Origin of the sequence: Roseovarius sp. MBR-6 (genome assembly GCF_040547525.1) — a bacterium.
Lineage (GTDB): Bacteria > Pseudomonadota > Alphaproteobacteria > Rhodobacterales > Rhodobacteraceae > Roseovarius.
On the sequence record NZ_JBEPPW010000001.1, the window covers coordinates 182,347 to 204,386 of the forward strand.

The 22,040-nt window shown below is 66.7% G+C and carries 21 protein-coding genes; 8 read left to right on the forward strand and 13 right to left on the reverse strand.

Translation table 11 applies throughout. The annotated features are described in order from the left end of the window. Positions 1-13 precede the first annotated feature (13 nt). Together ABIE57_RS00965 and ABIE57_RS00970 are read right to left on the reverse strand one after the other, a co-directional pair. A complete protein-coding gene (locus ABIE57_RS00965; protein ID WP_354537107.1) occupies positions 14-2,884 on the reverse strand; it encodes a helicase-related protein in 2,871 nt (956 codons plus the stop codon). A gap of 45 nt (positions 2,885-2,929) precedes the next feature. Beyond that, positions 2,930-3,478 carry a tetratricopeptide repeat protein gene (locus tag ABIE57_RS00970; RefSeq protein WP_354537108.1) on the reverse strand — a complete coding sequence of 183 codons (549 nt, stop codon included), beginning with the start codon at positions 3,476-3,478 and terminating at the stop codon, positions 2,930-2,932. An 82-nt stretch (positions 3,479-3,560) separates the two neighbouring features. On the opposite strand from ABIE57_RS00970, the gene ABIE57_RS00975 reads away from it, so the two are divergent. Continuing rightward, on the forward strand, positions 3,561-3,851 hold the full coding sequence (locus tag ABIE57_RS00975; protein ID WP_354537109.1) for an SCP2 sterol-binding domain-containing protein: 291 nt from the start codon (positions 3,561-3,563) through the stop codon (positions 3,849-3,851). After that, complete coding sequence (locus tag ABIE57_RS00980) at positions 3,851-4,810, forward strand: alpha/beta fold hydrolase (protein WP_354537110.1); 960 nt, start codon at positions 3,851-3,853, stop codon at positions 4,808-4,810. The genes ABIE57_RS00975 and ABIE57_RS00980 overlap by 1 nt, the downstream gene beginning before the upstream one ends. Positions 4,811-4,835: 25 nt before the next feature. On the opposite strand, the gene ABIE57_RS00985 is transcribed toward ABIE57_RS00980, so the two are convergent. Continuing rightward, positions 4,836-5,663 (reverse strand): fumarylacetoacetate hydrolase family protein, encoded by an 828-nt coding sequence (locus ABIE57_RS00985; protein WP_354537111.1) that lies wholly within the window; start codon positions 5,661-5,663, stop codon positions 4,836-4,838. A gap of 97 nt (positions 5,664-5,760) precedes the next feature. Between ABIE57_RS00985 and ABIE57_RS00990 the strand changes: the two genes are divergently transcribed. Further along, positions 5,761-6,756, forward strand: coding sequence for a ligase-associated DNA damage response exonuclease (locus ABIE57_RS00990; RefSeq protein WP_354537112.1), 996 nt, complete (start codon positions 5,761-5,763; stop codon positions 6,754-6,756). After that, the gene (locus ABIE57_RS00995; protein ID WP_354537113.1) at positions 6,753-8,345 is read left to right on the forward strand and encodes an ATP-dependent DNA ligase; all 1,593 of its coding nucleotides are present in this window, start codon (positions 6,753-6,755) and stop codon (positions 8,343-8,345) included. The genes ABIE57_RS00990 and ABIE57_RS00995 overlap by 4 nt, the downstream gene beginning before the upstream one ends. On the opposite strand, the gene ABIE57_RS01000 is transcribed toward ABIE57_RS00995, so the two are convergent. Continuing rightward, positions 8,342-9,289, reverse strand: coding sequence for a hypothetical protein (locus ABIE57_RS01000; RefSeq protein WP_354537114.1), 948 nt, complete (start codon positions 9,287-9,289; stop codon positions 8,342-8,344). The genes ABIE57_RS00995 and ABIE57_RS01000 overlap by 4 nt on opposite strands. Before the next feature lie 142 nt (positions 9,290-9,431). Between ABIE57_RS01000 and ABIE57_RS01005 the strand changes: the two genes are divergently transcribed. Then, entirely contained in the window at positions 9,432-11,246 is a 1,815-nt protein-coding gene (locus ABIE57_RS01005; RefSeq protein WP_354537115.1) for a M3 family oligoendopeptidase, read from the forward strand. A 111-nt stretch (positions 11,247-11,357) separates the two neighbouring features. Here the strand turns inward: ABIE57_RS01005 and ABIE57_RS01010 are convergent, their stop codons facing one another. Then, entirely contained in the window at positions 11,358-11,726 is a 369-nt protein-coding gene (locus ABIE57_RS01010) for a hypothetical protein (protein ID WP_354537116.1), read from the reverse strand. Positions 11,727-11,729: 3 nt separating this feature from the next. Further along, the gene (locus ABIE57_RS01015; protein WP_354537117.1) at positions 11,730-12,050 is read right to left on the reverse strand and encodes an arsenate reductase family protein; all 321 of its coding nucleotides are present in this window, start codon (positions 12,048-12,050) and stop codon (positions 11,730-11,732) included. A gap of 164 nt (positions 12,051-12,214) precedes the next feature. Between ABIE57_RS01015 and ABIE57_RS01020 the strand changes: the two genes are divergently transcribed. Next, positions 12,215-12,421 carry a cold-shock protein gene (locus ABIE57_RS01020; RefSeq protein WP_354537118.1) on the forward strand — a complete coding sequence of 69 codons (207 nt, stop codon included), beginning with the start codon at positions 12,215-12,217 and terminating at the stop codon, positions 12,419-12,421. A 16-nt stretch (positions 12,422-12,437) separates the two neighbouring features. Here the strand turns inward: ABIE57_RS01020 and ABIE57_RS01025 are convergent, their stop codons facing one another. From ABIE57_RS01025 to ABIE57_RS01040, 4 genes are all read right to left on the reverse strand, one after another. Then, positions 12,438-12,728 carry a hypothetical protein gene (locus ABIE57_RS01025; RefSeq protein WP_354537119.1) on the reverse strand — a complete coding sequence of 97 codons (291 nt, stop codon included), beginning with the start codon at positions 12,726-12,728 and terminating at the stop codon, positions 12,438-12,440. A 95-nt stretch (positions 12,729-12,823) separates the two neighbouring features. Then, positions 12,824-13,834 carry a dihydropteroate synthase gene (gene folP / locus ABIE57_RS01030; protein ID WP_354537120.1) on the reverse strand — a complete coding sequence of 337 codons (1,011 nt, stop codon included), beginning with the start codon at positions 13,832-13,834 and terminating at the stop codon, positions 12,824-12,826. Next, positions 13,834-14,760 (reverse strand): dihydroneopterin aldolase, encoded by a 927-nt coding sequence (locus tag ABIE57_RS01035; RefSeq protein WP_354537121.1) that lies wholly within the window; start codon positions 14,758-14,760, stop codon positions 13,834-13,836. The genes folP and ABIE57_RS01035 overlap by 1 nt, the downstream gene beginning before the upstream one ends. A 379-nt stretch (positions 14,761-15,139) precedes the next feature. Next, positions 15,140-15,370 carry a YdcH family protein gene (locus ABIE57_RS01040; protein ID WP_354537122.1) on the reverse strand — a complete coding sequence of 77 codons (231 nt, stop codon included), beginning with the start codon at positions 15,368-15,370 and terminating at the stop codon, positions 15,140-15,142. Between the two features lie 126 nt (positions 15,371-15,496). Between ABIE57_RS01040 and ABIE57_RS01045 the strand changes: the two genes are divergently transcribed. Next, positions 15,497-16,429, forward strand: coding sequence for a hydrogen peroxide-inducible genes activator (locus tag ABIE57_RS01045; RefSeq protein ID WP_354537123.1), 933 nt, complete (start codon positions 15,497-15,499; stop codon positions 16,427-16,429). 54 nt (positions 16,430-16,483) lie between these two features. Here ABIE57_RS01045 and ctaD read toward each other — a convergent pair whose 3' ends face one another. The 3 genes from ctaD to htpX all read right to left on the reverse strand — a co-directional run bounded on the left by ctaD (position 16,484) and on the right by htpX (position 21,278). Next, positions 16,484-18,157, reverse strand: a complete 1,674-nt coding sequence (gene ctaD, locus ABIE57_RS01050; protein WP_354537124.1) for a cytochrome c oxidase subunit I — start codon at positions 18,155-18,157, stop codon at positions 16,484-16,486. A 206-nt stretch (positions 18,158-18,363) separates the two neighbouring features. Continuing rightward, a complete protein-coding gene (gene thrS / locus ABIE57_RS01055) occupies positions 18,364-20,310 on the reverse strand; it encodes a threonine--tRNA ligase (RefSeq protein WP_354537125.1) in 1,947 nt (648 codons plus the stop codon). Between the two features lie 107 nt (positions 20,311-20,417). Further along, positions 20,418-21,278, reverse strand: a complete 861-nt coding sequence (gene htpX, locus ABIE57_RS01060; protein WP_354537126.1) for a zinc metalloprotease HtpX — start codon at positions 21,276-21,278, stop codon at positions 20,418-20,420. A 73-nt stretch (positions 21,279-21,351) separates the two neighbouring features. On the opposite strand from htpX, the gene ABIE57_RS01065 reads away from it, so the two are divergent. Further along, entirely contained in the window at positions 21,352-21,999 is a 648-nt protein-coding gene (locus ABIE57_RS01065) for a sulfotransferase family protein (RefSeq protein ID WP_354537127.1), read from the forward strand. Positions 22,000-22,040 lie beyond the last annotated feature (41 nt).

A 22,040-nucleotide genomic window follows, 5' to 3' on the forward strand; every position in this document is an offset into this window, starting at 1 on the left:
GGGCGCGGCGCGCCTATCCCTTGGTCCTGAGTCCCATAAGCGCCGCCGCAAAGGGATTGTCGGGGTCGATGCGGTCCTTTTTCTCGGGACGTGCCGAGAAGCTCTTGGCGCGGTCCTCGCGGTCCTCACGCGGCTTGCCCTTGCCGGGTTTGCCGCCCCTTGGCCGGTCGCCGCCGGACTTCTTGCCCGGTTTGGCGCGTTCGCCACGGTTATGGCCCTCGGCCTGAGCGGGGCGCTCGGGGCGGCGGCTGCGCGGGGCCCATGTGAAGGTATAGAACACCTCGATTTCGGGCGCGGCTACCTCGGGTGTCTCGCCGGGTGTCAGGTCGGCCTCGGGGGCTTCGCTGATCTCTGCGGCAATTTCGGCCTCGGGGTTCGGTTCTTCCGCCAGCGGCGATACGCCCGCGTCGGGAATGGCCTCGGCCGCTTGCTCGACGGTCTCGGGCGCGGGCTCCGCCTCGGTTGCGGCATCGGCGGGGGCCTCGGCCATGGCCTGATCCACCGGCTTGACCTTCTCACGCTCGGCCTTCTCGGCGCGGTAGCCCAGCCCCTGCATCAATCCGGCAAACTGTTCCAGCGTCATGCCGGTGATCGAGAGCATGTCCGGCGTCGCCTCGAAACCGGCGCGTGTATCGACGCTGCGCAGCATGTCGGCCAGCCGCTCCAGCATGTCGATGCGAATCGCCCGCTCGCCCGCCGCGCGATAACCCGCCATGGTGAAGTAGCCCCGCGGCGCGCCCGTCTGAGCGGGCACGGTCACAAGGCCCGGCGGCGGGGCCTCGGGGAACTCGTCCAGCCCGGTGCTGAGCGACCACAGCACCAGCCGCAGCCGCGTCGGCGCGGGCTTGAGCAGAAGCGGCAGAAAAACGGTGAACTGCCCGAAGCGCACGCCATGCTTGCGCAACGCGCCGCGCGCCTCCTGATCGAGCGCCTTGACCTCATCGGCCACGTCGCCGCGCGGGATCACCCCCATCGCCTCGACAAGGCGAAAGCCGAAGCCGCGCGCCATGCCGCTCAGCGTCTCGTCGCGGCTGATCGCGGTCAGCGGCTCGAACAGCGTCGTCACCTTGCGGTCGATGAAATGTTGCAGGCGGCGCTGCACCTTGGCGGCGATATCCGGCCCGGCCTCGTCATCCACGAAGGCCGTGGCCAGCGGCTTCATCGGGTCCGCCCCGGCCACCAGCTTGCCGACCGCGTCCTTGCCCCACAGGAGGCCGCCCTGCTCGGTAAAGTCGATCTCGGTATCGGGCGCGTTGTAGAAGCGATCCGCCTTGAGATGGAAATGCGGGGCGAGCGCGGCAAGGCTGGCCTGCTCCAGCGTGCGCGCCTCCTGACCGGCGGCGGCCTTGTCACGGATAAAGCGGAACCCTTCGAGACGGCCCACGAATTCGCCTTCGACGCTGACCGCGCCCTGATCGTTCACTTCGGCCACCATGGCCTCCTTCTGCTTGAGCCGGCGCATCAGCACGGATGTGCGCCGGTCCACAAATCTCTGGGTCAGCGCCCCATGCAGCGCGTCCGACAGGCGGTCTTCTACAGCGCGCGTCGCCTCTCGCCAATGGGTTTCGTCATCCACCCATCCCTTGCGCTGTGCGACATAGGTCCAGGTGCGGATATGCGCGAGACGTTTCGACAGCGTGTCGATATCGCCATCCACGCGGTCGATGCGGTGGATCTGCTGGCCCAGCCAGTCATCGGGCACGCGGCCAAGCTCGTGCAGGTCGCAAAAGATGCGCTCCAGAAGGCTGGCGTGCTCGGCGGCGCTGATGCCGCGAAAATCGGGAATGCGGCAGACATCCCACAGCAAGCGCACGGCAGGGGCACCCATGGCGCGCGCGCGCACATCCGGCACATCTGCGAGCGTCTTGAGCGCGGCCAGATCGTCCGCTTCGCGGGCACGCACAAGCAATTCATGTTCGGGCCGCGCTTCCAGCGACGCGATGAGCGCCTGTGCAGAGCCGAAGGCAAGCCGCGCGTTGCGCCATTCCAGCTTGCGCACCGGGGCAAAGCGGTGGTCGGTGATCGCCTGCGCGAGGTCCGGCTCCAGATCGGGGGCCTCGCCGGTCACGCCGAAGGTGCCGTCGCGCATGCCCCGCCCCGCACGGCCCGCGATCTGGCCCAGCTCATGCGGGAAAAGCGGGCGCATCCGCCGCCCGTCGAACTTGGTCAGCGACGAGAACGCCACATGATCGATATCGAGGTTGAGGCCCATGCCGATGGCGTCCGTCGCCACCAGGTAATCCACATCGCCATTCTGATAAAGCGCCACCTGCGCGTTGCGCGTGCGCGGGCTGAGCGCGCCCATCACCACCGCCGCCCCGCCCTTTTGCCGCCGGATCAACTCGGCGATGGCATAGACGTTCTCCACCGAAAAGCCGACGATGGCGCTGCGCGCGGGCATGCGCGAAATCTTGCGCGGGCCGGTATAGCTGAGTTGCGACATGCGTTCGCGGCCCAGAAACTCCACCCCCGGCACCAGCGCGGCAATGGTGGGCCGCATCGTATGGCTGCCCAGAAACTGCGTCTCGCGTGTCCCGCGCATCCGAAGCAGGCGGTCGGTGAAGACATGGCCGCGCTCGGGGTCCGCGCAAAGCTGGATCTCGTCGATGGCGACGAAATCCGTGCCCATCCCCTCCGGCATCGCCTCGACGGTGCAGACCCAGTATTGCGCGCGCGGCGGAACAATGCGTTCCTCGCCGGTGACAAGCGCCACCACCGATGGGCCGCGCGCGGCCACGATCTTGTCATAGACCTCGCGCGCCAGCAGGCGCAGCGGCAGCCCGATGATCCCGGTGCGGTAGCCCAGCATCCGCTCGATGGCGTAATGGGTCTTGCCGGTATTGGTCGGGCCCAGAACCGCGAGGATTCTCGACTGCTCGGACATCCGCCCCGTTCCTCTTGCCTGTGCGTCCGGGCCTTGTGCGCCCGCTCAGAGTGTCTCGCCACCCAGCTTGCGCGACACGCGTTCCAGGGTCGTGCCTATCTCTTCGTGGTGAGGATGTATAGCTTGGGCGCGCATCAGGGCATCATGCGCCAATTCGGGACGGTCCATCTTGTTGAGGATCACGCCCAGCCCGTAGATCGCGTTGAAATGGCGCGGCTCAAGTGCCAGTACCCGCTCGATGTCATGAAGCGCCAGCCCATACCGCTCCTGCCGGTAAAAGGCGATGGAGCGCAGGTGCCAGGCTTCGGCGAAATCCGGCGCGTGATCTATGGCGGCGCTCAGATGTTCGACCGCCATGGCCAGATCGCCCGCCTCGATCGCGTCCTCGCCACGGCGCAACAGAAGGTCCATCGCCGGAGAGCCAGAGCGCGACAGTTCAAGCTCGATCTCCGCGGCAACGCGCCGCGCCTCGGCCGGGTCTGCCCCGGAAAGCTGCGCGAAGAGGTCGTCAAGCCGGTTTTCCTGCGCCCCGAGAGGTAGGGAAAACATGACTACCGCCAGACCTGCCGCGACGATACGGTTGAGATGTTTCATGACGTCTCCCATAACGTGCCTAGTGTAGCGCGGATTGGCGGGATGCAAAGCCCCGTCATCGCAAACGTGAAAGGACACAGAAATGAGCGACGTGATTGCAGCCGCCGTGAAGGCGCTCAACGAAAAGATGGGTGACGAAGGTTTTGACGGCTCCGCGAAATTCGTGATCGAGGGCGAGGGCGGCATCGTGCTCGACGCCTCCGGCGCGCGCGCCGCCGACGATGAGACCGACGTGACCCTTTCGGCCGATACCGAGACGTTCCAGGCGATTCTCTCGGGCGATCTCGACCCGACGGCGGCGTTCATGTCGGGGCGCCTCTCTGTCGATGGCGACATGGGCATGGCGATGAAGCTTGGCAGCGTCCTCGCCTGATGGAGGCTGCGCCGCTTTTCTCCGAGGTGGCGGACGGTCCCGGTGACGGGGCCGCCTTCTGGCTGCGCACGGTGGACGGGCCGCGCATTCGCGTGGGTCTCTGGCACCGGGCAGCCACGAAGGGCACGGTGCTGCTCTTTCCGGGGCGCACCGAATATGTCGAGAAATACGGCCGCGCGGCGCGGGACTTTGCCGCGCACGGCTATGCCACGCTGGCGGTGGACTGGCGCGGGCAGGGACTGGCCGACCGGCTGACCGGCGACACCATGGCCGGTCATGTCCATCACTTCATCGACTATCAGCAGGACGTGGCCGCGATGATCGCGGCGGCGCAGGCGCTCGATCTGCCGCGCCCCTGGCATCTGCTGGCGCATTCCATGGGCGGCTGTATCGGTCTGCGCGCGGTCATGGCGGGGCTTGACGTCAAAAGCGTCGTCTTTTCCGGGCCGATGTGGGGCATCCAGATGGGCGCGGCGCTGCGCCCCTTCGCCTGGTCGCTTGGGTGGGGCGCGCGGCGGCTTTGCCTCGATCATGTCTACGCGCCCAGCACCGGGGCAGAGCATTACGTCCTGTCGGAGCCGTTCGAGACCAACAAGCTGACCAATGACCGCGAGATGTGGGGCTACATGGCCCGTCAACTCGAGGCGCATCCCGAGCTTGGCATCGGCGGCCCGAGCCTGCGCTGGCTGCACGAGGCGCTGATGGAGATGCGCGCGCTTGCCCGCCGCCCCTCGCCCGCCCTGCCCTGTCTCACGCTTCTGGGCAGCGACGAGGAGATCGTCGATCCGCGCCGCATCCATGACCGTATGGCCCATTGGCCCGGCGTCCGGTTCGAGATTGTCCCCGGCGGGCGGCACGAGACGTTGATGGACACGCCCGCGATGCGGGCGCGGCTCTTTGGGCTGATCTGTGACTTCTACGACAGCGCGGGCATGGCACCGGCGCGCGCGGTGTCCTGAGAGGGCCCGCGCGCGCCGGACCGCCTCAGCCTCCTGCCTGCACCCTCACATGTTGCTCGCCCAGCCCGGTGATGCGCAACACCATCTCGTCGCCGTCTTTGAGGAAGCGCGGCGGCTTGTGGCCCATGCCCACCCCCGGTGGCGTGCCCGTGGCGATGATATCGCCCGGCTCGAGCGTCATCAGGGTGCTGAGATAGGCGACGATCTCGGCCACGCCGAAGATCATGCGCGACGTGTTGCCGGTCTGCATGGCCGCGCCGTTCACCTCGGTCACAAGGTCGAGCGCCTGCGTGTCCACCTCGTCGGGCGTGACAAGCCATGGCCCCACCGGCGCGAACGTGTCCGCGCTCTTGCCCTTGGTCCATTGCCCCGAACCTTCGAGTTGCAGCGCGCGCTCGGAGACATCGTTGAAGATGGTGAACCCCGCCACATGGGCCATCGCCTCGGCCTCGGTCACGTATGTGGCGCGGGTGCCGATGACGATGCCAAGCTCGACCTCCCAGTCGCCCTTCTGCGCGCCGCGCGGCAGGATCACCGGATCGTTCGGACCATTGAGCGCCGTGATCGCCTTGAGAAAGACCACCGGTTCCGTCGGCGGCTCGGCCCCGAGTTCGGCGGCGTGATCACTGTAGTTGAGGCCGATACCGACAAGCTTGCCCACGCCCGCCACCGGCACGCCAAGGCGCGGCGCGCCCTCTACCAGCGGCAGCGTCTCGGGATCGACGCGCGGCAGGTTGCCCAGCACCGCGCCCGCCAGATCGGGCACCACGCCCGACAGATCCCTGAGCCGCCCCGTGCCATCGAGAACCGCGGGCCGCTCCTCTCCCCGCGCACCATATCGTGCAAACCGCATCGCCTGTCCCTCCGTCTTGCGTTACCCGCGCACCATATCCCGCCCGCGCCCCGGCGCAAGGGCTGGCCCCGCCTGCGCGCCGCGCTAGGATTGCACCATGGTCCTGACGCGCACTCCGAACGGCCTTTATTGCCCGGCCGGCGATTTTCACATCGACCCGTGGCGCCCGGTGGCGCGGGCGCTCATTACCCATGGCCATGCCGATCATGCACGGGGCGGGCACGGTGCCTATCTTGCCACCGATATTGCCGCACCCGTGATGCGCCACCGGCTTGGCGCACTCACGCTGGATACGATCCGCTATGGCGAGACGCGCCGGATCGGCGCGGCGCGCGTCTCGTTCCACCCCGCAGGCCATGTCCCCGGATCGGCGCAGATCCGGGTGGAGGTGGCGGGCGAGGTCTGGGTCGTGTCGGGCGATTACAAACTGGAGCATGATCCGCTCTCGACCCCGTTCGAGCCGGTGCGCTGTCATCAGTTCGTGACCGAATGCACCTTCGGCCTGCCGGTCTTCGACTGGCCGGACCCCGCCGGGGTGGCGCGCGACATCAACGCATGGTGGGCTGCCAACGCCGCCGAGGGGCGGTTTTCGCTGCTTGGCGCCTATGCGCTTGGCAAGGCGCAGCGGGTGCTTGCGATGCTTGACCCGAGCATCGCGCCGATCCTGACGCATGGGGCCATCGAGGCCACCAACGCGGTGCTGCGCGCACAGGGCTTCGCCCTGCCCGAGACCCGCCATGTCACCCCCGAAACCGATCTGCGCGCTTGGCAGGGAGCGCTGGTTCTGGCCCCGCCGGGCGCGCTGGCGGGGCCATGGGCGCGGCGGTTCCGCCCGGCCTCCACCGCGCTGGCAAGCGGCTGGATGCGGCTGCGGGGCGTGCGCCGCAGGCGCGCAGCCGACCGTGGGTTTGTCCTCTCCGACCACGCCGACTGGGCGGGTCTCAACCGCGCCATTGCCGAAACCGGGGCAGAGACCATCCATGTCACCCACGGCTATACGGAGGTCTTCGCCCGCTGGCTCTCCGATCAGGGGTATGACGCGCGCGTGCTGCGCACCGAATTCACCGGCGAGACGCTGGAGGAGGAGGCATGAAGGCGTTCGCCGCACTCTTCGCCACGCTCGACCAGACCACGCGCACCACGACCAAACTCGCGGCGCTGGCCGGGTATTACCGCACCGCCCCCGACCCTGACCGCCTCTGGACCATCGCGCTTTTCTCCGGCCGCCGCCCGAAACGCGCCATCACCACGACGCGCCTGCGCGAATGGGCCGCCGAACGCGCGGGCATCCCGCTGTGGCTCTTCGAGGACAGCTATGCGGTGGTGGGCGATCTGGCCGAGACCATCGCCATTGTCCTGCCGCCGCCCTCGACCTCCCATGACGCGAGCCTTGGCGCATGGATCGACCACCTGCGCGCCCTGAAAGACGCCGATGACAGCACCCGCAAGGCGCAGGTGCTGGCGGCCTGGGAGGGGCTGGAGCCGCTGGAACGTCTGGTCTTCAACAAGCTCATCACCGGCGGGTTCCGCGTCGGCGTCAGCGCCGGGCTGATGACGCGCGCGCTGGCGCAGGCCACCGGGCGCGACCCGGCGGAACTGGCGCATCGGCTGATGGGCGACTGGTCACCCGACAGCACCACATGGGCCGATCTGATCGAGAGCCATGACCCCGGCGACAGCCTGTCGCGCCCCTATCCCTTCTGCCTTGCCTACGGGCTGGAGGAAGCGCCCGAGAGCCTTGGGCCGCCGGATGACTGGCTGGCGGAATGGAAATGGGACGGCATTCGCGGACAGGTGATCGCGCGGGGCGGGCAGGTCTTTATCTGGTCGCGCGGCGAAGAGTTGATGACCGACCGCTTCCCCGAACTGGCCGATTTGCGCAGGCTCTTGCCCGACGGCACCGTGATCGACGGCGAGGTGCTGGCGCATGACGGCACCGCCCCCCTGCCCTTTGCCGCGCTTCAAAAGCGGATCACCCGCAAGACCGTGCCGAAGAAACTGCTGACCGAGGCCCCTGTGATCCTGATGGCCTATGACCTCTTGGAACAGGATGGCCGCGACCTGCGCGCCATGCCTCTTGCCGAGCGCCGCGCACGGCTGGAAACCCTCGTGCGCGCCCTGCCGCAGGAAGCCCCGCTGCGCCCCTCGCCGACGATCCCCTACACCTCATGGACCGATCTGGCTGCCATCAGCGCCACCGCCCGCACCCACCGCGCCGAGGGGCTGATGCTCAAGCGGCGCAGCGGCCCCTATCACGCGGGCCGCAAAAGAGGTGACTGGTGGAAATGGAAACTCGATCCGCTGACCATCGACGCGGTGATGATCTATGCGCAGGCGGGCCACGGGCGGCGCGCCAATCTCTATACCGATTTCACCTTCGCGGTCCGGGACGGCGACACGCTCTTGCCCTTCACCAAGGCCTATTCCGGTCTGACCGATGCCGAGTTTCGCCAGATTACCGCATGGGTGCGCAAGAATACGCTGGACCGTTTCGGCCCGGTGCGGCAAGTGCGCCCCGAACAGGTGTTCGAAATCGCCTTCGAGGGCATACAGGCCAGCCCGCGACACAAATCCGGCGTGGCGCTGCGCTTTCCGCGCATCGCGCGCTGGCGTCGGGACAAGCCGCCGACCGAAGCCGATACCCTTGCCGACCTGCGCGCGATGCTGGCGCTTTTCGGTTAGGAGCAGCCCCCGTCGAGCAGCACGGATGTGCCGCGAATCCCGGTCACGCTCAGCGAACAGCCGCGCCCGACGATCGTGACGCTCCGCCTCTCGCCGACGCCGACAAGCTCGGTCTCAAGCCCGTTGATCGCCAGCCGCGCCCGGTCGCCGATCGCGCCCGAAACGAAGACCCGCAACAGCCCGTCGCCCAGAATGGCCATCTCGCCGGGAGAATAGGCCGTGCCGAGCGCATCGCCCCCGCCCGCGTTGTCGCAATCCGAGACAAGCCGCACGCCGTCCGCCCCGACGCCCGCAAGCCCGAGGCGGCAGGCCCCGCCCGCGTGACTGACCACCACCGTTTCGCCCACCGAAAGATCCGAGGTCGCGCCATTGACCGAGAGCCGCGCCGCGCCCGCCCCGGCGTCAAGCCGCTGCACGAAGGCCCGCACCGCGCCGCCCGCAAGCACAAAGGTCTGCCCCACGCCGCGCGCCGCGCCGGCGTCGCTCAGCCCTTCGATGTTCGCGGCGTGCGACGGGGCCGCCGCAACCTCCGGCGCGGGGGCAGGTTCCGGCGCGGGCCGCGCGTCAAGCGCGCCACGCAGCGCCGCCACCTGCTCCGAGGCGGTCTCGGAAATGCGCGCGCCAAGATCGGCGGCCACCTCCTCGATCCGGCCCTCAAGCGCACTGAGACGCGAGCCAAAGGCATCCATGGCCTCTTCGGTCACGGCAACCGCGTCCCCGGCGGTGCCCGTCACCGCCGTTTCCAGCGCCGCGAGACGGTCCGACAGACCGGCGAGCACGTCCTTGTCCCCCTGCGCCGCCTCGGTCATCGGTCCCATGGCGCGCTCCACACCGGTGCGCACCTTGCTGTCGATCGCCGAGAGCGACAGAAGCGATCCGAGCAAAAGCCCCACGACGCCACCGCCAACCCCGATCACAACCGGGTTCTTCAGAATGTCAGACATGATCCAATCCTCCCTTTTGCAAAAGATGTTAAAGGGATTCGCCACGTTCGGGCAGATTTTTTCATGCCTCTCGACCCCGGCGCATATACATCCGCCCGCCCGCGCGCTACCTCTGCCGCAAAGCACTGACAAGGAGCGTGACATGACCGTGAAACCCGTCTTTGACGCCAATACCGCCTCGGGAGGCAAGGATCTGGGCCGTCTGCCGGAATGGGACCTGAGCGACCTCTACCAGAGCCCCGACGCGCCTGAACTGGCGCGCGATCTGGACTGGCTGCGCGGTGCCTGCGCGGATTTCGCCAGTGATTACGAGGGCAAGCTGGCGGATCTCGACGCCGCCGGATTGCTTGACTGCCTGCACCGCGACGAGGCGATCAGCCGGGTGGCAGGGCGGATCATGTCCTATGCGGGGCTGCGCTATTACCAGCAGACGACCGATGGCGCGCGGGCCAAGTTCCTTTCGGATTGTCAGGAGAAGGTGACGACTTACACCACGCCGCTGGTGTTCTTCTCGCTGGAACTGAACCGGCTGGACGCGGCGGCGCTTGACGCGATGTATGCCGCGAACGCCGATCTCGCGCGCTATGCTCCCGCGCTGCGCCGTATCCGGGCGATGAAGCCGCATCAGCTCTCGGATGAGCTGGAAAAGTTCCTGCACGATCTGGGCGTTGTCGGCGACGCGTGGGAGCGGCTTTTCGATGAGACCATCGCGGGGCTTTCGTTCAGCGTCGATGGCGAGGATCTGACCATCGAGGGCACGCTCAACCTGCTGACCGACCATGACCGCAGCCAACGCGAGGCGGCCGCGCGCGAACTCGCGCGTGTATTCGGCGAGAATATCCGCACCTTCGCCCGTATCCACAACACGCAGGCCAAGGAAAAGGAGGTGCTCGACCGCTGGCGCAAGATGCCGACCGCACAGACCGGGCGACACCTCAGCAACGATGTCGAAGCGGAGGTGGTCGAGGCGCTTCGGGGCGCGGTTGTCGCGGCCTATCCGCGCCTCTCGCACCGCTATTACGAGCTCAAGCGCAAATGGCTGGGCCTTGAGCGGATGCAGGTCTGGGACCGCAACGCGCCGCTGCCGATGGAGGAAACCCGCCTCATCGGCTGGGAGGAGGCGCGCGAGACGGTGATGGCCGCCTATGCCGGTTTCGCCCCCGAAATGGCCGATCTCGCCGCGCCGTTCTTCGAGAAAGGCTGGATCGACGCGGGCGTGAAGCCGGGCAAGGCGCCGGGGGCCTTTGCCCATCCCACCGTGACCGATGCGCACCCTTATGTGATGCTCAACTATCTGGGCAAGCCGCGCGACGTGATGACGCTGGCGCATGAGCTGGGCCATGGCGTGCATCAGCGGCTGGCGGCCCCGCAGGGCGAAATGCTGGCCTCGACGCCGCTCACGCTGGCCGAAACGGCAAGTGTCTTTGGCGAGATGCTGACATTTCGCCGTCTGCTTGCAGGGGCGAAGACCCAAGCCGAGCGCAAGGTGCTGCTCGCGGGCAAGGTCGAGGACATGATCAACACGGTCGTGCGCCAGATCGCGTTCTATGATTTCGAGTGCAAGCTGCACGCCGCGCGCCGCGAGGGGGAACTCACGCCCGAGGACATCAATGCGCTCTGGATGTCGGTGCAGGCCGAGAGCCTGGGCGAGGCGTTCGACTTCATGGACGGGTATGAGACCTTCTGGGCCTATATCCCGCATTTCGTCCATTCGCCCTTCTACGTCTACGCCTATGCCTTCGGCGATGGCCTTGTGAACGCGCTTTATGCGGCCTACGAGGCCGCGCCCGAGGGCTTCGAGGAGAAATATTTCGACATGCTGCGCGCAGGCGGCTCCAAGCACCACAAGGAATTGCTCGCCCCCTTCGGCCTTGACGCCAGCGACCCCGCTTTCTGGGACAAGGGGCTGTCGATGATCGAGGGCATGATCGACGAGTTGGAGGCGATGGAGGGTTAAAGACGCCCGAAGCCCTGGCAAAAGCACAAATATCGCCCGGCCCGGCTTGACACGGTCGGGCGGGCCATCACCCGGTCACCGGCCCGGCCCGGCCCGGCCCGGCCCGCCTGCTCAGAAATGCGCCTTCGGCTCGTCCGGTTTGCCCGCGACCAGCGCCAGCACCCCGGCCAGTCCGGTCATGCCGATGGGAAACATGGTAAAGACGCCAAAGCCGAAAGCGACATACATCAGCCCCGCCGACACGAGCAGCAACACGCCGCCCCAGAGCGCGCGCATCCGGGCCATGGCCCCGCCCGCAATCGCCAGCAAGGGGGCCATGAAGCTTGCCGTGCGGATGAGCGCGGGGTCGCGCACCTGATGAAGCAGCCCCTCAACCTCGCCATAGCGGCCCACCACCTCGGTATAGCCGTAGCTGAAGAAGCCCACGAGCACCGCAAGACAGCCACCGATCACCCCCAGAACCATTGCCGCGCTGCGCATCGCCTATCCGTCTCCCAAAAGGGCGTCCTGAACATCCTTGCCCCACCCGAGATAGAGCCGCCCCCCCGCCTCGATCAAGGGGCGCTTCATCAGCGCGGGATGCGCGGCGATGAGCGCCAGCGGATCGCCCGCCCGCTCCGCCTCGCTGAGGCCGCGCCATGTCGTCGATTGCCGGTTCACCAGCGCGGCCCCGAACCGATCATGCGCGGCGCGTGCGACATTTTCGGGCAGCCCATCGGCGCGGACATCGCGAAACTCCGCATCTCCAAGGGATTTCAATGCCTTGCGGCAGGTATCGCAGGTTTTAAGACCATAAAGGATCATCGCAAGCCCTCGTATCCGGCCCCCCTCTTAGCGCGCCGCGCCCGGCCCGTCACGGGGTTTCGCTTGATTTTTACAATGGCGGTGCAATCATCGGGCTGTGCGCCTGCGACCTGGCGCATATGGCCCGGCATACTCCCGGGGACGCGCATACGAAGGAGAGCGGCATGCCGACAGGCACCGTGAAATGGTTCAATACCACGAAAGGCTACGGATTTATCGCCCCCGATGACGGCGGCAAGGACGTGTTCGTGCATATCTCGGCGGTGGAGCGGTCGGGGCTCACCGGCCTTGCCGACAATCAGAAAGTCGGGTTCGAGCTTCGCGACGGCCGCGACGGGCGGCAGATGGCCTCGGACCTGCGACTGCTCTGAGCGCTATCCCGCGCGCTCAGTTGCAGCCCTTCGACCCCGGCGGGCAATCGTCGTAACGCGGGCGCGCGCTGCGGGCCACATGGTGAATGCGCGTGCTCACCGGGTGGCGCATGGCCTCCTGATAGCTTTGCGCCTGATTGGGAACGCCGCAGCAGATGGTGCCGTTGATGCTCACCGGTTGAAGCCCGGCAGGGCAGAAATTCGCCTTGCTGTCATAGGCATAGACGCGCGGCCCCTGCGCGAGTGCCGGTGCCGCCAGACAGGCGAGCGCCAGCGCGGTCATGATCTTCGCGGAAAACGGACGCATGAAACCCCCTCAAATACGGTTAATCTGCCGCGATGGTAAGCGATGCGCGGCCCCTGTCAATTTCCAAATCGGCAACACAGTGTTTGCAAAACCGCTCAAGCCTGCGGGGCGCATGTCACAGCTTGCCACATGTCGCGCGCGGCGCGGGTCTCGGCCACGTCATGCACCCGCAGGATCTGCACCCCCTGCCCGATGGCCTGCACCGCCACGGCGAGCGAACCGGGAACGCGGTCGGCGGCGACGGGCGTTCCGGTCACATCGCCGATGAACCGCTTGCGCGACGCCCCCAGAAGGACGGGGCACCCCAGACCGTGAAAGAGCGACAGGTTTTGCAAAAGCCGCAGATTGTGGCCGCGCGTCTTGCCAAAGCCGATGCCGGGATCGACGGCGATGCGCGCGCGTGGAATGCCAAGCGCGATCAGCGCCTCGACACGGGCGGAAAGCCAATCGTAGACGTCAAGCACGACATCGTCATAGCGCGGGTCCTGCTGCATCGTCTCGGGCGTGCCCTGGGCGTGCATGACGCAGACCGGCAGCGCGTGCAGCGCGGCGAACGGCGCGAGCGCGGGGTCGAAGGTAAAGCCCGCCACATCGTTGACCATGTTGGCCCCTGCCCGCACCGCCGCGCGCGCGACCGCCGTCTTGCGGGTGTCGATCGAGATGGGCAGGCCGATCTCGGCGCGGATGGCGGCGATCACCGGGGCGGTGCGGGCGATTTCATCGTCGAGCGGCACCGGCGCGGCACCCGGTCGGGTGGATTCGCCGCCCACGTCGAGAATGGCCGCGCCGCTTGCGGCCATGGCGCGGGCATGGCTCAGCGCCTGCGCGGGATCGAAATGCCGGCCGCCATCGGAAAAGCTGTCCGGGGTCACGTTGAGGATGCCCATGATCTGCGGCGCGGTCATCTCGAGCGAGGCCAGGGGCGCACGCGGCGTGATGAGGCGGGTCCGCACCGCCTCGGGGAGGTCGCGCGCGGGCATGAGGCGCGGAGCGGCGTCGCGCGCAAGCACCTCGACCGTATCGAACCAGCACCAGCCGCCCGCGAGCGACAAGGCACCCTCGGGGCGGGCGGGGCCGGTTTGCGGCAGGGGGCGGTAATAGCCCATCAGAGACCAGACCGCGCGATATCCTGAAGGATCACCGGCACGGCGCTGGCGGAGGGCGGCGGCGCGCCGATCAGGAGCAGGTCCGACGCCTCGATATGGCCCGCGAACCACGCGGCGAGATCGACCGGATGCCCGGGGCCGTTTCTGGGGCCATCCACCGCGTCGAGCACGATCTTGGAGGGTGCCCAGACGCTGATCTGGCCGTGTTTCATGGCCCAGTCAAGCTCGGTCCGGGTGGCGACCACCACGCAGCGGTCATCGCGCCCGGCCAGAACCCAGGCGTTCTGTTCAAGCGCCAGCAGATCGACGCGGCGCTGTGTCATGCGGTGGCCCGTGCGGGGGGCGGGTGCATCGGGATGGCCCACACACAGGATCACCGGCTCGGCGCGTGCCTGAAGCTGATCGAGCCAGCGCCCGAGATTGGGCGAGGCGATGGCGGCATTGGTGAGGTAGACGACATGCGGATGGGGCGTCGTGTCCGGCAGGGGCGTGGCGCGGGTCGCCAGATCCGCGACAGAGCGCACGATCTCGACCCCGAGCGCGCCGGGGCCGCGATCCAGCTTCTCGATGCGCACGAAACAGCGCATCGCCTGCGGTTCGCTCAGGATGCGCGCGGCGATGCGTTCGGCCAGCGTCTCGAGCAGGTTGAGTCGTTCCTCGGCAAGCGCCAGGGCAATCGCCTCGGTCACCCGGTCATAGGACAGGATGCGGTCCACATCATCCGAGAGTGGGGCGTCGGGCGGGCGCACCTCGACCACGATGTTGAACGAGACCCGCTGTGTGGTGCCGCGCTCGGCCTGAAAGGCACCGATCTCGACCTCGACGACGTGATCGCGCACGGAAATGCGGTCAAGCGGGCCGTCCGGCTCGGTGGCGCGGGCGCGGGCGGCGGGGTGCTCGAAGGCAAGGCGGATTTCATGGCTCATCGCGGCGGTCCTGATGCGTTGCCCGCCTTGGGTAACACGGGGCACGGGGCGCGGGAAACCGGGAAAGCGACGCATGAGGCGGGGCGAGCGGCAGCAACAAGGCCCCCCCGGCAGGACCGAGAGGGCAAGTTGCGCGAGCGCGGGCAGATTTGGGGTCGGGGCCGGGCCTGTCGCTCTCCCCGATTGGCGACAGGCCCGGAACGAGCGCCGGTTTATCCCTTGTCGAGCGGCGGTTGGCCTCTGGCGGACCGCTCCGCCGTCTCGGTCAGGGCGTCTCGCAATTCTTCGAGACGGGCGCTTTGGAAAAACCGTGTGGACATCAGCGCGACGTAGAAAAACGGCATTGACCTTGCCTTTCCATGAGTGGTGGCGGCGCGCATCAACCCGCGCGGGCCGTATCTGGGGCGATCCGACCAAGGATGGTTCGGGTCACCGCGATGGCGTCTTTGAGCCCGAGCTTTTCCTGCTTGAGCCGCTTGAGCCGGGCCATGTCGGGCATCGGGCGCTTTTCCTCGGCGAGGATGCGGGCATCCACGTCGCGGTGGCGACGGCGCAACGTGGCCATGCGCGCCAGAAGCGAGCGGGGGGAAATCTTTCTGTGGGTTATCATTCTCGTCTCCCGTCTGTGGTGGTGAACCTCTGTTGTGTCACCGAGATAAGGTCTGACAGAGCGAGGAAAATACAATTGAATGATAATACTTGATCGTCATATCCTATCAAACAATGGAGGCGCGACATGAGCGATGACATCACCCTGCGGCAGTTGCGCTATTTTCTCGCGCTGACCGAGACCGGCCATTACCGCAAGGCGGCCGAGCGTGTCGGTGTCAGCCAGCCCTCGCTCAGCCAGCAGATCCTGCGGCTGGAGGGGGCGCTCGGGCTGGCGCTGGTGGAGCGGGGGGCGCGCGGCGCGATCCTGACACCGGCGGGGCGCGAGGTGCTGGCGCAGGCGCGCCGCGTGCTCGACGAGACCGAGGCGCTGGCGGCACTGGCCCGGGCAAGCCGGGAGGGCGAGACCGGCACCATCCGGCTTGGCGCCAGCCCCACGCTCGGGCCCTATTTCCTGCCGCATGTGGTGGGGCCGTTGCGGCGCGACCATCCGGGGGTGAAGCTCTTGATCCGCGACGCAGCACCGCTGGTCTTGCAGGAGGAGTTGCTTGAGGGGAAACACGATCTGGTATTGGCGCAACTGCCGGTGCGCTCGGGCGATCTCATGGTGACGCGGCTGTTCCGCGAGCCGCTCAAGCTGGCCGTGGCGCAGGATCATCCGCTGGCAGGGCGCGGCACCGTGGCCGATGGTGATCTTGCCGGCCTTGATATTCTTGCCTTGCCGCCGGGCTATCTGCTGCACAGCCAGATCGCGGCGCTCTGCGAGGACGTGGGGGCGCGGCTGCGGCAGGATTACGAGGGCACGAGCCTTGATGCGCTGCGGCAGATGACGGCGCTCGGCATGGGCGCAAGCTTTCTGCCCGCGCTCTACGCCTTGTCCGAGGTGCGCCCCGAGACCGGCGATGTCGCACTCCTGACCTTTCGGGATGACCGGCTCACGCGCTCTGTGGGGCTTGCATGGCGACGGCGCTCGGCCCATGGCGCGCTGATCGCGCGCATTGCCGGGGTGATCCGCAGCGTCGCACAGGGGCGCTTTGCCGGGATATTGCGCATGGAGTGACGCAAAAGGCCCCGGCTGTTGCCGGGGCCTTTGGTGGTCATGCTCAGCCGTGGCTCAGTGCGCGTGCTGCTTGTCCCAGTCTTCGCGCTTGGGGAGCGTCTCGAACGTGTGCTCCGGCGGCGGCGAGGGCAGCGTCCACTCCAGCGTGTCGGCATATTCGTTCCACGGGTTTGGCCGCGTCTCGCGTGCGCCGCGAAGCAGCGTGTGGATCACCAACCCGAAGAAGAACACGAAGCTGGCGAAGGAAATGAACGCGCCCACCGACGACCACCAGTTCCAGACCGCAAACGCCTCGGGGTAGTCGATATAGCGGCGCGGCATGCCCTGACGACCCAAGAAGTGCTGCGGGAAGAAGGTCAGGTTCGCCCCGATGAACATCGCCCAGAAATGCAGCTTGCCTGCCCATTCCGGGATCATGCGCCCGGTCATCTTGGGGAAGTAGAAATAGATCCCCGCGAAGATGGCGAACACGGCCCCAAGGCTCATCACGTAGTGGAAATGCGCCACGACATAGTAGGTGTCGTGATAGGCGCGGTCCACGGCAGCCTGGCTCAGCACGATGCCGGTGACGCCACCCACGGTGAAGAGGAAGAGGAAGCCGAAGGCCCAGAGCATCGGCGTGCGGAACTCGATCGAGCCGCCCCACATGGTCGCGATCCAGCTGAACACCTTCACACCCGTCGGAACCGCGATGACCATTGTGGCCAGCATGAAATAGCTCTGCTGGCTGAGGCTCATGCCGACCGTATACATGTGGTGCGCCCAGACGATGAAGCCTAGGAACCCGATGGCGATCATCGCCCAGACCATCGGCAGATAACCGAAGACCGGCTTGCGCGAGAAGGTGGCGATCACGTGGCTGATGATGCCGAAACCGGGCAGGATGATGATATACACCTCCGGGTGGCCGAAGAACCACAGGATGTGCTGATAGAGGATCGGATCACCGCCGCCCGCCGGATCAAAGAAGGTGGTCCCGAAATTGCGGTCCGTCAGAAGCATGGTGATGGCACCCGCCAGAACCGGCAGCGCCAGCAGGATGAGCCAGGCAGTGACGAAGATCGACCAGGCAAAGAGCGGCACCTTGAAGAGCGTCATGCCCGGCGCGCGCATGTTCAGGAAGGTGGTGATCATGTTGATCGCGCCAAGGATCGAGGAGGCCCCCGAGACGTGGACGGCGAAGATCGCCAGATCCATCGACATCCCGCTCTCACTGGTCGAAAGCGGCGGATAAAGCACCCAGCCCACGCCCGAGCCAAGCTGACCGTTGCCGCCCGGTGCCAGAAGCGAAGCGACGCCAAGCGAGGTGCCCGCGACAAACAGCCAGAAGCTGAGGTTGTTCATACGCGGGAACGCCATGTCGGGCGCCCCGATCTGGAGCGGCATGAAATAGTTGCCGAAACCCCCGAAGAGCGCGGGAATCACCACGAAGAACATCATCAGCACGCCATGATAGGTGATCATGACGTTCCACAGATGCCCGTTGGGGGTGCAGTCGGCGACATCGGAGGCAATGAAGCGCGCGCCTTCCATGCACATGTATTGCACGCCCGGTTCCATAAGTTCCATCCGCATGTAAACGGTGAACATGACCGAGATGAGACCGACGAACGCCGAGACGATCAGGTAGAGGATGCCGATATCCTTGTGGTTCGTGGACATGAACCACCGGGTGAAGAACCCGCGCTGATCTTCGTGTTCGTGGCCGTGAATGGCTGCGTCTGCCATTGGATGCCTCCTGCTGGTGTTGACGACGGGCGAGAAAAGCTGAGTCTCACACCCGCGTGATGCTTCCGGTTCTAAAAGGTCAGCGGCAGAGCGGCAATGCGCGAATTTGATGCAGATCAAAGAATATTGTCGCACCCAAGGCGGATGCTGCCCTGTCACCCACCGGCCCGATGCGCCCTGCCCGGACCGGACGCACCGTCAAACCGTCACGCCATATCGGGCGGTGTCGCCTCTCGGGCAAGCTCTGCCGCGACCGCGTCAAGCGTGGCGCTGCGCGTCTCCTTGACGCCAAGACGGCGCAGGGACACGCTGCGCTCCTCGACCTCGCGCAGCCCGCAGGCAAGGATCACCGGCACCTTGGCGACCGAGTGTTCGCGCACCTTGTAATTGATTTTCTCATTCCGCAGATCGGCCTCGGCACGGACACCGCGCGCGCGCAACATCTCCACCACCTCGCGCACATAGCCATCCGCATCGGACACGATGGAGGCCACCACCACCTGACGGGGGCTGAGCCAGAAGGGCAGCCGCCCGGCATGTTCCTCGATCAAAATCCCGATGAAGCGCTCGAAAGACCCCAGACAGGCGCGGTGCAGCATCACGGGGCGATGTTTCGCGCCGTCCTGCCCGATATAGGTGGCATCCAGCCGCTCGGGCAGGACGAAATCCACCTGATGCGTGCCGCATTGCCATTTGCGCCCGATGGCGTCGGTCAGGGTGAATTCGAGCTTGGGGCCGTAAAACGCCCCCTCGCCGGGGTTCACCTTCGGCTCGATGCCCGCAGCACGGGTGGCCGACAAAAGCGCCGCCTCGGCCCGGTCCCAGACCTCGTCACTACCCGCGCGCACGTCGGGGCGGGTGGAAAACAGCACTTCGAATTCGGGGAAGCCAAGATCGCGGTAGATGTTCGAGAGGAACGCGATGAAGCGCGCGGTCTCGGCCTCGATCTGATCCTCGGTGCAGAAGATATGCGCGTCATCCTGCACGAAACCGCGCACCCGCATGATGCCATGCAGCGCGCCCGAGGGCTCATAGCGGTTGCAGGCCCCGAATTCGGCCATGCGCAAGGGCAGGTCGCGGTAGCTCTTCAGCCCCTGGTTGAAGATCTGCACATGGCAGGGGCAGTTCATCGGCTTGAGCGCATTCACGGCCTTTTCGCGGGCGTGGTCCTCGTCCACCTCGACGATGAACATGTTGTCCTGATATTTCTCCCAGTGGCCCGAGGCTTCCCACAGCTTGCGGTCCACCACCTGCGGCGTGTTCACCTCGACATAGCCGCCCTTCGCCTGCTGGCGGCGCATGTAATCCTGAAGCGTGGTGTAGATGGTCCAGCCATTGGGGTGCCAGAAGACCTGGCCGGGGGCCTCTTCCTGCATGTGGAACAGGTCCATCTCGCGGCCAAGGCGGCGATGGTCGCGGCGCTCGGCCTCCTCCAGAAAGGTCAGATGCGCCTTGAGCGCCTCGCGGCTCTGGAAGGCCACGCCGTAGATGCGTTGCAGCATCGGTCGGCTCGAATCGCCGCGCCAATAGGCCCCTGCCACGCTCATCAGCTTGAAGGCGTCGGCGGGCACCTGGCCGGTGTTTTGCAGATGCGGGCCGCGGCAGAGATCCTGCCAATCGCCGTGCCAATACATGCGCAGCGGCTCGTCGCCCGGAATGGCCTCGATCAACTCGACCTTGTAGGGCTCATTCGTCCCCTCGTAATGGGCGATGGCGCGGGGGCGGTCCCAGACCTCGGTGCGCACCGGGTCACGCGCGTTGATGATCTCGCGCATCTTCGCCTCGATGCGGCCAAGGTCTTCGGGCGTGAACGGCTCGGCCCGGTCGAAATCGTAATACCAGCCGTTCTGGATCACCGGGCCGATAGTCACCTTCACATCGGGCCAGATCTCCTGCACCGCGCGGGCCATGATATGCGCCAGATCATGCCGGATGAGTTCGAGCGCGGGCGCCTCGTCCTTCATCGTGTTGATGCTGATTTCGGCGTCGCTTGTGATCGGCCATTGCAGATCCCAATGCGCGCCGCCGACATGGGCGGAAATCGCCCGCTTGGCGAGCGAGGGCGCGATGCTTTCGGCCACCTCGGCGGGGGTGGTGCCCGCCGGATAGGCGCGCTCTGATCCATCGGGAAATGTCAGGGAAATCTGGGACATGGTCCGTCTCCTCGTCGGTCTGGCGCCTACGAAACGCCCGGTTGCGGGTTGCTTTGGCCCCTGATGGCGCGGGCTGCGCGGACTGTCAAGACGGGGAGGTGCGGCGCTCAGGCCCAGGGACCGCGCCGCGCCCCCTGCCCGGCCATCTCGCGCAGGGCGCGGATACGGTTTTCCGGGTTGGGATGGGTGGAAAACAGCCGGTCATGGGCATGGGCATGAAGCGGGTTGACGATGAACATATGCGCGGTGGCGGGGTTGCGTTCGGCGGCGTCATTGTCGATGCGCGCCGCCAGCCCCGAGATTTTCTGCAAGGCCGAGGCCAGCCAGAGCGGGTTGCCGCAGATCTCGGCCCCGACACGGTCGGCCTCGTATTCGCGGCTTCGGCTGATCGCCATCTGCACCAGCGCCGCGGCCATGGGGGCGAGGATCATCAGCGCCAGCGTGCCGATCAGGCCCATGCCGTTGCGCCCGCGCCCGAAGAACATGGCGAAATTCGCCAGCATGGAAATGGCACCGGCGAATGTCGCGGTGATGGTCATGATGGTGGTGTCGTGGTTGCGGATATGCGCGAGCTCATGCGCCATGACGGCGGCGATTTCCTCGCGGCTGAGGCTGCGCAGAAGGCCCGTGGTGGCGGCGACGGCGGCATTGGCCGGGTTGCGCCCGGTGGCAAAGGCATTGGGCTGGTCATTGTCGAGGATATAGACCGCCGGGCGCGGCATCCCGGCGGCATCGGCCATCTCATGCACCATCCGGCTGAGGGCCGCCCCTTCGGGGCCGTCGGCGGGGCGGGCATTGTGCATCCGGAGCACCAGCTTGTCCGATTTCCACCACGTAAAGGCATTCATCGCCAGCGCCACGACAAAGGCGATCATCGCGCCGCCCGCGCCGCCCAGAAGCGCGCCGATCCCGAGGAAAAGCGCGGTCATCGCCGCCATGAGAACGGCCGTCTTGAGATATCCGGTCATCCTTTGGTCCCCCTTGTCCGACGCGCGCAATATGGGGGCTTTTGCGGCGGTGGCAAGGCGCTAGACTGCGCCCATGATCCTGTCGAGCGACCGCGGTTACATCTTTGTCCATATCCCCAAGACCGGGGGCACCTCTCTGGCGCAGGCGTTGGAGGGGCGCGCCATGGCGGGCGATATCCTGATCGGCGATACACCCAAGGCGCGGCGCAGGCGAGGGCGGCTGGCTCCGCTCAGGGCGCAGGCGTGCGGGCGGCTCTGGAAGCATGCGACGCTGGCCGATATCGACGGGATCGTGAGCCCGCAGGAGATCGCGGGGATGTTCACCGTCACCCTCGTGCGCAACCCCTGGGACCGGATGGTGAGCTATTACACATGGGCGCGCGCACAACGCTTCGATCATCCGGCGGTGCGGCTGGCGCGCTCGGTCGATTTTGCGGCCTTTCTGGACGACCCCATGACGCGCGCCGCCTGGGCCGCCACGCCCGCGCGCCATTACATGACCACGGCGGACGGAGAGGAGCGATGCCGCCTCTATATACGGCTGGAACGGTTTGCCGAGGATGCGGCCCCCCTCTGGGAGCATCTCGGCTTCAGGATCGACCTGCCGCGCCTCAACGCCTCGGCGCGGGGCGATTACCGGGCCTATTATACCGACCGCGACGCAGCAACGCTTGCCGCCATGGCCGCCGAGGATATCGCCCGCTTTGGTTACAGGTTCTGAGCGCCCGAATTTGATCAAATCTTGTTTCACCTCTGGTCAAG